Source organism: Waltera acetigignens, from assembly GCF_025567015.1.
Lineage (GTDB): Bacteria > Bacillota > Clostridia > Lachnospirales > Lachnospiraceae > Acetatifactor > Acetatifactor acetigignens.
Genome location: NZ_JAOQJO010000002.1, coordinates 235,145 through 248,342, shown reverse-complemented (window position 1 = coordinate 248,342; position 13,198 = coordinate 235,145). Strand labels below are relative to the sequence as shown.

Sequence of the window (13,198 nt, the reverse complement as noted above, 5' to 3'; positions counted from 1 at the left end):
TGTGCGGAGTGTGGCTCTGCACTGCATCATGACATTTTAAGAATGGAGACTAAATCAAATTGAATAAAAAGAAAAAAGGCTTCCTGTGCCTGGCACTGTGCCTGATCCTGACGGTTTCCTTCGGCATGCAGGGATTGCGGGTAAATGCGACCAATATGTCATCCATTACCTCTGACAGTATCCGGGACAAACAGGATCAGATCAAACAGGCGGAAAAAGAACGTGAACAGATGAAAAGCAATCTGAGCAATTTGGAGCAGATCAAGAAAGACCTGGAGACACAGAAGACCAATCTGAAAAATTATGTAACCCAGCTGGATCAGAATCTGAGCCAGATCGAACAGAATATTGCGGATCTGAAAAATAAGATCACAGCAAAAGAAGAAGAAATTGCAAAGACCCAGGCGGAACTGGATGCGGCACTGGAGAGAGAAGAAAATCAGAAAGATGCCATGATCCGCCGCATAAGAATTATGTATGAGAAAGGGGATTCCTACATCCTCGATATGATGTTGAAAGCAGAAAGCTTCAGTGATTTCCTGAACCGTGCGGATTTCATGGATCTGATCATGGCTTATGACAGACAGCAATGGAAAGACTTCATGGAGAACCGTAAATATATTGAACTCTGCAAAGAGGAACTGGAAGAGGAGAAAGCCATTCTGGATGAGGCCAAGGCCGGCGTGGAACAGGAGCAGGCCAATATGGAGGCTCTGATTGACCAGAAGAACCGGGATATCACCGCTTACGAATCCGATATTACCAACAAGGAACAGGCCATCAAGGAATACAAGCAGTCCATTGCGGATCAGGATGCGGAGATTGCAGCCCTGGAGGCTGCCATTGCCGCAGAGAAAAAAAAGATCCTGGAGGCCAGTGGTACTGTGCTGACTTACGATGGCGGTACCTTTAAGTTCCCGCTGGCAACCTATACCCGGATCTCGGATGATTACGGCAACCGTATCCATCCGACACTGGGAATCGAACAGTTCCACAACGGCGTGGATTTCGCGGCGCCCAAGGGCACGGCTATTTATGCGGCCTATGACGGACAGGTGGTGGCAGCCACTTACAGCAACACCATGGGCAACTACGTGATGCTCGACCATGGTGGTGGACTGTATACGATCTATATGCATGCCTCGGCATTATATGTATCCAAGGACGATATTGTGGCCAGAGGAGAGACGATAGCCGCAGTGGGCTCCACCGGACGTTCCACCGGCAACCATCTGCACTTCAGCGTGCGTAAGGATGGAGCTTACACATCCCCCTGGAACTACTTGTCGCAATAGTTCTGTAATCGCAGGGCACGTGACTGCTTGCAGGCAAAGTGCTCTGGCGATTAACAGAACAAACATACATGAGCAAGTAGGGCGATAGCCCGGAATGCGAATGTATGCAGCATTTCGGGAGTGCGGAGCACGTAGAAATGCGTGTTGCGACAAACCAATGTGGAGAAGCGTCGATAGCCCGGAATGCGAATGTATGCAGCATTTCGGGAGTGCGGAGCACGGAGAAATGCGTGTTGCGACAAGAAGCACGACGTGTTGCGACAAACCAATGTGGAGAAGCGTCGATAGCCCGGAATGCGAATGTATGCAGCATTTCGGGAGTGCGGAGCACGGAGAAATGCGTGTTGCGACAAGAAGCACGACGTGTTGCGGCAAGAAGCGCGACGTGTTGCGACAATATCTTGGAAATAAAGGAGAGCATTTATGGAGGAAAATAAGGAACTAGAAACCACCACCGAAGAACAGGCTTCTGTAACTCCGGCGGCAAATGATGGCGAGAAAAAAGGCTTATTTCTCAGTGGCCTTATCGTTGGCTTTGCGGCCACGTTGCTGATCGTGGGCGGTATCTTTATCGCTTTTCAGATCCACAACATCATGACCATGAAGGATGATGTGGCAGCACAGGTATCCTATGGAGAAGATTCCGCGGTCAATGCACAGACCATTAAAAAACTGCAATTGCTGGAAGACACTGTGAAGGAGAACTTTTATCTGAGTGAGGTCACCAATGAACAGCTGGAAGACGGTATGTTCCGTGGCCTGATGGACTCTCTGGATGACCCGTATTCCGAGTACTATACCGCAGAGGAGCTGAATGAACTGACGGAACAGACACAGGGCATTTACTTTGGCATCGGTGCCTATGTCAGCATGGATTCCGAGACCAATCTGCCCAAGATCAGCGGCGTGATCGAAGGAGCACCGGCAGCTGATGTGGATCTGCGTGCCAACGATATTATCTATGAAGTGGACGGTGTCTCCACTGCAGGTAAGACGTTGACGGAAGCGGTGAATATGATCCGCGGAGAAGCCGGGACCACAGTGGATCTGACCATTGTCAGACAGGGCGCCGGGGATTATCTGCACGTCACCGTGGAGAGAGCCAAGGTAGAGAGTCCCACCGTAAAATACGAAATGTTGGATGACGATATGGCATATATCCAGATCGTGGAATTCGACGATGTGACCATAGACCAGTTTACCGATGCGCTGGCAACCGTGAAGGGCTCCGGCATGGAAGGCCTGATCCTGGATCTGCGGGGCAATCCCGGTGGAAGTCTGGATGCAGTGGTTAAAATTGCCAGAAAGCTGCTCCCGGAAGGCATGATCGTATATACCGAGGACAAGGCAGGCAAGCGCACAGAGTATACCTGTGACGGCAAGACTCCTCTGGAAGTACCTCTGGTGGTACTGGTGGATATGAACAGTGCCAGCGCCTCCGAGATTCTGGCCGGAGCAATCCAGGACTACGGCGTTGGAACCCTGGTAGGTACCACGACCTTCGGTAAAGGAATCGTACAGCAGATCATGCCCTTCACCGACGGATCCGCCATCAAGATCACCATCAGCGCTTACTATACTCCCAATGGCCGCAATATCCACGGAACCGGTATAGAACCGGATGTGGAATGCGAGTTTGACGCGGAAGCATACTACAACAGTGATGATCCGGTGGACAATCAGCTGGAGAAGGCAAAAGAGGTCCTGAAAGAATTAATGAAATAAAAGTCTTGACAAAGCGCACAAAACTGTATAATATGTAACCCATAAAAACAAAGGCGTTTTTACCGGATCGGTAAAAGCGCCTTTTTCTATTATTAAAAATTCCTGCCCGGAACGTAGAATGGAGGAGCAAAATGATCAGACTGGAAAATGTATGTAAGAATTTCGGAGATCTCCAGGTACTGAAAAATGTAAATCTGGAAGTAAAAGAAGGCGAGAAGCTGGTTATCATCGGACCCTCCGGTTCCGGTAAATCCACCACCGTGCGATGCATGAATTTCCTGGAGGAGCCTACAAGTGGTCAAGTATATATTGATGGACAGAAGCTGACCCATGCGAACAAGACCAAGATCATCCGGGAGTCCATCTCCATGGTATTCCAGCAGTTCAACCTGTATCCGCATATGACGGTATTGAAGAACCTGACCATAGCACCCATGAAGCTGCATCACAAGAGCAAAAAGGAAGCCGAGGATCTGGCTTATCATTATCTGGATGTGGTAGGACTCAGGGATAAGGCTCATGTGTATCCCACAACACTTTCCGGCGGACAGCAGCAGAGAATCGCCATAGCGAGAGCCCTGTGTGCACAGACGAAGATCATTCTTTTCGATGAGCCGACTTCCGCACTGGATCCGGAGACAATCCAGGAAGTACTGGATGTCATGATCAAGCTGGCTAAGGAAAACATCACCATGGTAGTGGTTACCCACGAGATGGGATTTGCCAGACAGGTGGCGGACCGTATCGTATTCATGGCAGACGGACAGATCATTGAGGAAGGTACGCCGGATCATTTCTTCGACAATCCTTCCAACGAACGTGTAAAACAGTTCCTGGGCAAGATCATCCGTTAGGCCGCAGCATTACATAACAGCAGGTCTATCCACGAAGTCATATTTACAGCATGTCAGTCAGAAGGCTTCGTGTTTAGATATATAAGTAAAGGGAATTAAAGGAGGAAAACGTTATGAAAAATCTAAGAAAATGGACTGCATTGGCAGCAGTCATGGCAATGACTGCAACTTTATTTACCGGATGCGGCAGCACTGATGCCCCCGCTTCCGAGGCAACAGCACCTGCAGCGGAAAGTACCGCAGCAGCAACCACAGAAACAGGAACGGAAGCTCCTGCAGCAGACGGCGAGCTGGCAGCAGACGTACAGGCAATCGTAGACCGTGGTGTATTGAGAGTCGGCGTTAAAAATGCAGTAGTAGGCTTTGGCTTCCAGGATACCCTGACCGGTGAGTATTCCGGACTGGAGATCAGCCTGGCTGAGAAGATCGCAGAGAGCCTTGGCGTGGATGTAGAGTTCACCGCCGTAACCGCAGCTACCAGAACCGAGCTTCTGGATTCCGGCGATATTGACTGTGTGCTGGCTACTTTCACCATCACCGATGAGAGAAAGCAGAGCTGGGATTTCTCCACTCCTTATTTTACAGACTATGTAACCGTACTGGTAGAGGATAAGAGCGGCATCAGCTCCCTGGCAGACCTGGTAGACAAGAAGGTCGGTGTATCCTCCGGATCCACTTCCGCAAAGGCACTGGTAAAGGCTATGATCGATGCAGGCCTGATCGATGGCAGCGGCTTTGATGCAGATACCTTTGATCCCGCACTGTGGACTACCGGAATCTCTTTCCAGCAGTATGATGACTACCCTGCAATCTCCACCGCACTGAGTGCCGGTGAAGTAGATGCCTTCTGTGTAGATAAGTCCATTCTGGCTATTTACAAGACTGACGGACGTTCCTACATCGACGACAAGTTCTCCCCTCAGGAATATGGCGTGGCTACCACCAAGGGTTCCGGCTTCTCTGCATACGTGGATGAACTGGTACAGGGCTGGCTGGCAGACGGTACCATTGACAGTCTGATCACAGAGAACGGATTAGAGTAAAAAAGAAAAAAGTAACTGGGAGGAAACACTATGTCTGGTATTATTTCAGCAAGAGCCTGGGGCAAGGTCTGGGCGTACAGGAGCACATTCCTGTTAGGACTTCTGAATACTGTGGAGACAGCATTTTTTGCGATCCTGTTATCGCTGGCACTGGGTGTGATCTTTGGCCTGATGGCTACCAGCGGAAAAAAGGTATTGCAGATCATCAGCAGAGTCTATGTGGAGATCATGCAGAATACACCGATTTTGCTTCAGCTGTGTTTCTTCTACTATGCGCTGGCTTTTTCCGGTCACAGTATCGGAATCCTGCCGACAGGTATCGTTGCACTGGGCGTATACACCGGAGCCTATATGGCCGAGGTGGTGCGCGCGGGCATCGAGGCCGTCCCTAAGGGACAGTTCGAGGCGGCTGTGTCCCAGGGATTCACTTATGTGGAGCGGATGTATTATATTATCCTGCCCCAGAGCATCAAGATCATTCTGCCGCCCATGGTGAACCAGATCGTAAACCTGATCAAAAATACCTCCTGCCTGTATATTATCGGCGGAGCGGATCTGATCTCGCTGACTTACAGCTTTGTCACCGGTGAAAATACCGGTGGAGCCTATGCTCCGGCCTATCTGGTCAGTGGACTGTTATTTTTCGTTATATGTTATCCACTCTCCAAGACAGCCAGTGTCTGGGAGATCCATCTGAAGAAAAGAGACCAGCGGGTGACATTTCAGAGAACAGAAGGGACGGTGACGGACAATGAGTAACCTGGAAGCAAGCTTTTCCATACTGGGACAGAAAGGTGTTATGGCCTACATTCTCAAAGGTACGGTATTCACTCTGATCATTGCCCTGATCGCTGTTGTGCTGGGAATCGTCATCGGTTCGGTACTGGCCCTGTGCAGAAACTACTGCACAAGCAAAAAGACGAAAATATTTGGCATGATTGCCACCGTATACATAGAAGTATTTCGAAATACACCGTTGCTGCTGTGGATTTTCATATGCCTGGTATTCTGCCCCTGCCCGGAGCTGTTCAACCGGAAACTGTTCGGGCTGACCACAGTAGAGACCAAGCTGTTGTTCAAGGCAGCAGTTGCTCTGATCCTGTTTACCTCTTCCGTTATTGCGGAGATCATCCGCGGAGGACTGAATTCCATCGCACATGGACAGTTTGAAGCCGGCCACGCACAGGGATTCAATGTAGTACAGGTCATGATCTATATTATTCTGCCGCAGGCTTACCGGAATGTCATTCCTACCCTGTTGAGTCAGGTGATCACCACCATCAAGGACTCTTCCTATCTGGCAAATGTGGCGACTATCGAACTGATGGCCCGGACCAAACAGCTGCTTTCCGCAGCCAGCCGTTACAATGGTACTGGCAATGTAAACGTATCGGATGTATTTGTGCTGTTTGGTGTAGCTGCATTGATCTATTTTATCATCAACTACACACTGTCCTGCGTGGTACGTACCATGCAGAAACGGCGGAAGAGACCGGTACATGTGACCGCAGATTAAACGAGAAAAGAAAAGAGGATATCCATGGAACAGTATGTGATCACGATTTCAAGACAATTCGGAAGTATGGGACGTTCCATTGCCAGGGAACTGTCCGAAATACTGGGAATAGAATTCCTGGACAGAGATATTGTGGAGGCTACGGCGAAGCGCATGGGCCTTCCGGTATCTGTCATCAGCGATGAAGAAGAGAGTATGAAGTCTACTTTCTTCCGGAGGCAGTATCCGCTCGGAATGGGAATGTCCAGCCTCAAGGATGAGATCTTTCTTACCCAGAAAAATATCATCCGGGATTTCGCAGCCAAGGGATCCTGCATCATTGTGGGACGCTGTGCGGACTATATTCTGGAGGATATCCCGAATCATCTGAATGTGTATGTCTATGCCCCCGATGAGGCAAAGCTGAAAAACTGTGTGGAGAACCTGCAGATGGATCTCCAGACGGCAAAGAAAATGATGCGGGATGTGGATGCTGCCAGAAACCGTTACCACAAAGCCTATATTCCCGGCTGGCAGAGCGTTTTCGACCATAAGGATCTCATGATCGACAGCAGCCGGTTCGGCATCGACGGCACAGCAAAGATTCTGGCAGACATTGTTAAAAACCAGTGGGGCTGATGGTCCACAGATTTTTGATCTGCGGAGACAGCGTGTCATAATCCCAGGTGCGGGAAGAATTGCTTACCCGATTGGGATCTTTGACGCAAAAGCCCGTGTCATCATAATCATAGAGCAGGATATAGTGGCCGGAGGTGGTGAAATCCCCCGGCCGCATGCTGCATACGATAAGTTTGCCCTGATCCAGGGCTGTTTTCATGCTGTTTTCACCCAGGGGAAGTTCCTTGCCGGACAGGCCGAGGGCAGGAAGCCCTTCGGTCCACAGGGACCAGCTGGTGCCATTTTCCGTATAATAACCGTTCTTTTCACAGTAGGAGGCAATCTCTCTCGGGGTGCCGTTCAAATCGTGGGTGAAATAGACATAGACCATGGACAGACAGGTGGGACCACAGCCGGCGAGACCGATGATGCTATCACCGTAGGACTCGTAGCCCCAACGCTTGTCCCATTGCAGGAGCAGAGGCACCTGTCCAATGAGAACATCGGAAGCAAGATCGATGGACTGTCCCAGATAATTTTGTCTGTTGGGGTAGTCTGCCACGAAATCTGCGGCTTCGGCATTATTTTGGGCAAGCTCGGCCAGTGCTTCCGTGATGTTTACGGTATCTGCGGTGGTAGAGAGACTTCCGGCAGCGTCAGATTCATTTTCTTCCCGCAGTGCAGCAAAATCATATTGGACAACCGGCAGATCATACCGGGCAGTCAGCTGATAATACAGATGATTGACGGCAGGAAGAATCTCATGGCCGTAATCCTGCCAGAAAGAGACTGCGGTCAGGAGCAACACGATGGCAAATGAGACCCGGAGGAAGCAGACTATGCGTTTTCTTCTGCGGATCGCCCGCTTCCTGCGGAGCATCTCCTGCCTGGAAATTCTGCGGCGGCGTTGTTGCACCGGAACCTGATAAGCTGCATTTGTATTCATAGAAATCCCTCCCGTTAGAACCTTTTTGACAAAATAACCGTCTTTTCTATAGAAGAGTATAAAGGATTGTCCCATAAAAAGTCTTTTAAGCAGTTTTAAGCTTTTTGACAGATATCTTTAAGAATTCATGAAGATATGTTACAATAAAGCATGGACCAAAATCATTCGGAAAGGGGAAGGGACCGATGATCAGGAGAAAATATGTTCCACTGCGCATTGTGCAGTCGGGGATGATGATCGATCAGGCAATCATAGACCGTGCAGGCCGTGTACTGATCGCCAGACGTACCCGACTGGAGGATTTCCATATCGATGCGCTGAAGAAAATGGGGGTTACAGGAATCTATACCTGTGAGGGTACAGAGGATGTGAAGCCGGCGGATGCGGACAAGCCGCAGGAACTGCCGGAACCATTACAGAAAAAATATGAACAGGTGAAGGTGAAGGATCCTGCCAAGGTACAGATCTCAGAGAGCGTGCGAAGCCGCGTGGCACAGGGAGTGCAGTATTTGTATCAGGATACGCAGTCACCGGATTTTACCAATGCTTCCCGGAGTATTACGGATGACCTGCTGCGGGCTATTGAGGATAATGATGCAGTAGCAGTGGATATCGGTGCATTGAAGATCAGTGATGAGTACACTTTCAAACATAGTGTGGATGTGGCAACGATGTCCATGATCGTGGCGCAGAAATACGGACTGGATGACAAGCAGGTCTACGAGATCGGAATCGCAGGACTTTTACATGATATCGGAAAATCAAAAGTACCCAATGAGATCCTGAATAAGGCGGCGCGGCTGACGGATGAAGAGTTTGCCATTATGAAGCAGCATTCCGTGTACGGATATCGTATTCTGCAGTCTAAGGAAGATCTGTCCATGGAGATCAAGCTGGGTGTGTTACAGCATCATGAGAAAATGAACGGAAAAGGATATCCTATGGGGATCACAGGGGACAAGATCGACCTGTTTGCCAGACTGATCTCTGTGTCGGATATTTATGATGCATTGGTGACGGAGCGGCCGTATAAGAAGCCGTTTTCTCCCAGAGATGCCGTGGAAATGATCATGTCCATGACGGAAGAGCTGGATATTACAGTTATGCGGTGCTTCCTGGAGAGCGTTATTCTCTATCCGGTAGGCACAGATGTGGCATTGAGCAACGGAGAGACCGCCCGTATTGTGGAGAACGTTCCCAATGCGGTGCTGCGCCCCAAAGTTCTGGGTCTCACCACCGGCAAAGTGTACGACCTCGCCAATGATGTGAAATGCGCGAATGTAATTATATTGTAACTGGAAAGTTAGTAAAGAAATGCTATCAAATCCCCGTAGCCCTTGGCAAGGTATAAGAAACGCGGCACGCTCGTACTTTAGTACGATGCGCTCCTGTCGCAGAGCGTAGCGGTACATAAGCGGTCACAATACGACCGCAATGCGTCCCTTGGGACGCTATGGTACCGACGTCTGCTTACGGCACTGCTTATTCTTATACCCAGCCGGGGCTACTGGTTTTTTTGAAAGCTTTCCAAAACGCAGAACTCCCGGCGTATGCGGTGCCATGTCGAAGATGTTTGTCGGAGGATGTTGATATTTTCTAGAAAAGTGCTGAAAGGCAGGGGGAAAGCGGACACGATGTACGCGTCAGCCGATTGTCGACATGGATGTCGACTGTAGGCGGCCCCGTCATGACGAGAACTACTCATCACTTTTCGTAGAAAATTCACATCCGGAGACCTTACATCGAGACATGTGTATCGCATGCTCCGGGAGTTCGTGGATTTTGCCAATGTATTTAACTAACTTTCCATTTACATTAATGGAACGTAAAGGAATCTCCATCTTCGATAATACAGATCATGGTCTTGCCGGTATTGAGGATGATCTCGTCCCCGTTGTCATCGTAATATCTGGTGGCACTGTAATCGGAAGTCTTCTCCCAATTCACATGTATTCCTCTGCCATTGGTGAAAAACCAGCCGTCCCGGGTGGTGTCATGACACTGAAAAGCCAGATACCCCTCGCCCAGTTCCTCGTGAAACGTATTCTGTACCAGAATATTTTTGAAAGTCAGCTGCTCTCCGGTGGCGGCATCTATATGAGGGCCGTCTGTGCTGCCGGACAGATGCTGGGAACGGTAATAGAGGCCGTCATCCTCGTTAAATTCAAAATAACACCTTGTCAGCGGATAACACCCGGACATATCGATATAGGTGGCATCCTTTGCTTTGGCACCGTACTGCCCAAGGGTGTTCGGTTCCGCCTTGGTGGCAAACCGGAAGTGATTCTCATCGCTGAGTCCGCGGTATTCCAGGCTGTAGCCCTTTTTCTCGATCACCTTTTGCAGCCCTTCACCGGAAGCATAAGCATTGTGGGGCTTGTTGCGGTCGGTAGTACGGAAAAAGGCAGCCTCATCACTCCCGGAGGTACCGTCCACATCCTGAGTATCCGGCTGCGCCAGCAGCTCATTGATGAAAAACGGACCGCCGAAATGTACGATAAAAGCATCCCATTCGAATGCCCAGTAAGCATAATAATCACGAAGACTGCGTATATTGCCGATTTTGTCCAGATTCTGCCAGTCTTCGTAGATTGCCATCATCCGGGTCATACGGTTTTCAACATTCGCCTCATAAATAATAGAAGCATCGGACAGACTGTATTGTGGAATTGCAGATGCCTCATTGGGGATCATTACAGCAATGGGGCGTGTGGCAGCCACATCGGCATCCACCCATTCGTTCGTAAGACGGCTGCGGACCATGCCCTCAGCGGGAGGAGTGGAATCATCCTCTACAACGATCGTTACGGGATCCGGAAGCTTTTCCCCGGAAGAAACCGTGGAGGAATCCGGGCTGTTATCCGGGAGGATCGGACGGACCGGGGAATCGGAGTTACCCGTCTGTCCACATCCGGTAAGCATCATGGAGACAGTCAGCAGAAGAGGCACCGCAGTCTGCAGAAACTGCCGTCGAAATTTATATTTACACATATAATCACACCTCGATCGGTTATCAGAGTAAGAAGCTGTAAATGACCACGCCGCATAAAATGCCTAACAGCGCACCCATCAACACCTGCAGGGGAGTATGTCCCACGAATTCCTTTAATTTATCATGGGCGGAAATCTCACTGCGGCCCATATCTTCGAAGACCTTCAGCATTTCGTTCAATACCTGTGCCTGAATACCGGTCTCTCTGCGTACTCCCATAGCATCATACATTACAATGATCGCCAGAATCAGGGAAATGGCAAATTCAAAGCTTCCCGCACCGTATTCGTAGCAGACCGCTGTTACCAGGGCACATACGGTAGCAGAGTGAGAACTGGGCATACCGCCGCTGCCGACCAGACGCTCCGCAACGAATTTCTTGGAGACAATCAAATGGATCAGCGTCTTCAGAATCTGTGCCACCAGCCAGCCGAAGGCTGCAGTCAGGAAAATGGTATTGCTGAAAAACTGTTCAAAAAAAGTCATAAATAACCTCGTTTCCTATATGCTGTAGTTTGCAGAACAGACATATATAAATCCAGTATAATCCAAAAAGCGGAAAAAGTACAGTGTTGACCTTGAAATGATGCATCGAAGGATAGTATAATATAGCTGTTATCTGTCGCACAGTGGCGCAGATAAGCCTGAAAAAGCGACAGGAAAACATAAGGAGATTACAAAATGAGCTTATTGAGCGTGATCGTTCCCTGCTATAATGAAGAAGAAAGCGTTGCCCTGTTTTATCAGGAATTGACGAAAAATGATCCCTTTTTCAAGGAAAAGGAAATAGAACTGGAGCTTCTCTATATTGATGACGGTTCCAAAGACGGCACTGTGAGAGAAGTGAAAAAGCTGATCGAACAGGATTCCCGTGTGCATATTGTCTCTTTCTCCAGAAATTTCGGAAAGGAAGCGGCGATGTTTGCCGGACTGGAAAAGTCGAAGGGCGATTACGTGGTTATGATGGATGTGGATCTGCAGGATCCGCCTTCCTTGCTGCCGGAGATGTTTGAATGGATCTGGCAGGGGTTTGATTCTGTAGCAACCCGCCGCGTGACCCGCAAGGGCGAACCGCCGATCCGCAGCTTTTTTGCCAGAAGATTTTACCATCTGATGAAGAAGATTTCCCAGACGGAAATGATGGACGGAGCGAGAGATTACCGCCTGATGACCAGACAGATGGTGGATGCTATTCTGTCCATGAGGGAATATAATCGTTTTACCAAGGGAATCTTCGGCTGGGTCGGTTTTAAGACCAAATGGCTGGAATATGAGAATGTAGAGCGTGCCAAGGGCGAGACCAAGTGGAATTTCTGGAAGCTTCTGGTATATTCCCTTGACGGTATCACCGCATTTTCCACGGCACCGCTTCTGATCGCTTCCTTTGTGGGTGTGCTGTTCTGTATCATCGCTTTTTTGATGATCATATTTATCATCGTGCGGAAGCTGATCTTCGGAGATCCGGTGTCCGGCTGGCCTTCTCTGGTGTGCATCATCCTGATGACCAGCGGCGTACAGTTTTTCTGTACGGGTATTCTGGGGCAGTATCTGGCAAAGGCATACATGGAAGTAAAACGCCGTCCGATTTACCTGGTAAAAGAGGAAATTTAAGAAAAACCGCATAAATATCCGTTTTTTATGTACGTAAAAATGTTACAAAATAGGGGTAAAATGTAACATTTTTAGTTTCTTAACTATATTTTAACGGAAAAATGTCTTTTCAAATATCGACAGCTATGATATGATTTCTCTATCAGTCACTGCAGAGGAGCAATACTCGACAAGTAAAAAGGGGGACTTGTTTTGGATATTGTTGCAGTAAAAGATTCAGAGTTAGAGAGATATGTAACCAAAATCATGTTGGAGATAGGGGTGCCGGCGCATTTGAAGGGTTATCACTATTTGCGTGATGCAATCATTTTGTCAGGGAAAGACATGGAGGTAGTAAGCAGCGTTACCAAGCTGTTATATCCCACCATCGCGAAACATTTCAAGACCACAGATCAGAAAGTGGAACGCGCGATCAGGAACGCCATTGAAGTGTCCTGGTCCAGAGGAAATGTGGAGACATTCGAAAAGATTTTTGGCTATTCTGTAGCCTCCGGAAGGACAAGACCTACGAACAGCGAGTACATCGCACGTATCGCCGACAACATCCGACTGGATTATAAGGCTATGTAACATATTAATTTTAATTATTTGGAACAGGGAGAGTTTGTTAATTAAGCAG

The 13,198-nt window shown here is 48.9% G+C and carries 13 protein-coding genes; 10 read left to right on the top strand and 3 right to left on the bottom strand.

The genetic code is table 11. The features are described from left to right. Positions 1 to 59 precede the first annotated feature (59 nt). The 7 genes from OCV96_RS03730 (at position 60) to OCV96_RS03700 (ending at position 7,051) form a co-directional block, all read left to right on the top strand. The gene (locus tag OCV96_RS03730) at positions 60 to 1,295 is read left to right on the top strand and encodes a murein hydrolase activator EnvC family protein (RefSeq protein WP_022311859.1); all 1,236 of its coding nucleotides are present in this window, start codon (positions 60 to 62) and stop codon (positions 1,293 to 1,295) included. A 423-nt stretch (positions 1,296 to 1,718) separates the two neighbouring features. After that, positions 1,719 to 3,020, top strand: a complete 1,302-nt coding sequence (locus tag OCV96_RS03725; protein WP_262593567.1) for a S41 family peptidase — start codon at positions 1,719 to 1,721, stop codon at positions 3,018 to 3,020. Positions 3,021 to 3,151: 131 nt separating this feature from the next. Then, entirely contained in the window at positions 3,152 to 3,874 is a 723-nt protein-coding gene (locus tag OCV96_RS03720) for an amino acid ABC transporter ATP-binding protein (protein WP_022311912.1), read from the top strand. Between the two features lie 113 nt (positions 3,875 to 3,987). Further along, the gene (locus OCV96_RS03715) at positions 3,988 to 4,917 is read left to right on the top strand and encodes a transporter substrate-binding domain-containing protein (protein ID WP_262593566.1); all 930 of its coding nucleotides are present in this window, start codon (positions 3,988 to 3,990) and stop codon (positions 4,915 to 4,917) included. Positions 4,918 to 4,947: 30 nt separating this feature from the next. After that, a complete protein-coding gene (locus tag OCV96_RS03710; RefSeq protein ID WP_022311910.1) occupies positions 4,948 to 5,676 on the top strand; it encodes an amino acid ABC transporter permease in 729 nt (242 codons plus the stop codon). Further along, on the top strand, positions 5,669 to 6,433 hold the full coding sequence (locus tag OCV96_RS03705; protein WP_262593565.1) for an amino acid ABC transporter permease: 765 nt from the start codon (positions 5,669 to 5,671) through the stop codon (positions 6,431 to 6,433). Before OCV96_RS03710 ends, OCV96_RS03705 begins: the two co-directional genes overlap by 8 nt. 24 nt (positions 6,434 to 6,457) lie before the next feature. After that, complete coding sequence (locus OCV96_RS03700; protein WP_262593564.1) at positions 6,458 to 7,051, top strand: cytidylate kinase-like family protein; 594 nt, start codon at positions 6,458 to 6,460, stop codon at positions 7,049 to 7,051. Here the strand turns inward: OCV96_RS03700 and OCV96_RS03695 are convergent. Further along, on the bottom strand, positions 7,032 to 7,976 hold the full coding sequence (locus tag OCV96_RS03695) for a C39 family peptidase (RefSeq protein ID WP_262593563.1): 945 nt from the start codon (positions 7,974 to 7,976) through the stop codon (positions 7,032 to 7,034). The genes OCV96_RS03700 and OCV96_RS03695 overlap by 20 nt on opposite strands. 185 nt (positions 7,977 to 8,161) lie before the next feature. Between OCV96_RS03695 and OCV96_RS03690 the strand changes: the two genes are divergently transcribed. Next, positions 8,162 to 9,271: an HD-GYP domain-containing protein gene (locus tag OCV96_RS03690; protein ID WP_262593562.1), complete on the top strand. Its 1,110-nt coding sequence runs from the start codon at positions 8,162 to 8,164 to the stop codon at positions 9,269 to 9,271. A 520-nt stretch (positions 9,272 to 9,791) separates the two neighbouring features. Here OCV96_RS03690 and OCV96_RS03685 read toward each other — a convergent pair. Next, positions 9,792 to 10,967, bottom strand: coding sequence for a DUF3048 domain-containing protein (locus tag OCV96_RS03685; RefSeq protein ID WP_262593560.1), 1,176 nt, complete (start codon positions 10,965 to 10,967; stop codon positions 9,792 to 9,794). A 22-nt stretch (positions 10,968 to 10,989) separates the two neighbouring features. Further along, a complete protein-coding gene (locus OCV96_RS03680) occupies positions 10,990 to 11,454 on the bottom strand; it encodes a divergent PAP2 family protein (RefSeq protein WP_262593559.1) in 465 nt (154 codons plus the stop codon). A 195-nt stretch (positions 11,455 to 11,649) separates the two neighbouring features. Between OCV96_RS03680 and OCV96_RS03675 the strand changes: the two genes are divergently transcribed. Both OCV96_RS03675 and OCV96_RS03670 read left to right on the top strand, forming a co-directional pair. Next, entirely contained in the window at positions 11,650 to 12,579 is a 930-nt protein-coding gene (locus OCV96_RS03675; RefSeq protein ID WP_262593558.1) for a glycosyltransferase family 2 protein, read from the top strand. 192 nt (positions 12,580 to 12,771) lie between these two features. Further along, on the top strand, positions 12,772 to 13,149 hold the full coding sequence (locus OCV96_RS03670) for a sporulation initiation factor Spo0A C-terminal domain-containing protein (RefSeq protein ID WP_022311937.1): 378 nt from the start codon (positions 12,772 to 12,774) through the stop codon (positions 13,147 to 13,149). Positions 13,150 to 13,198 lie beyond the last annotated feature (49 nt).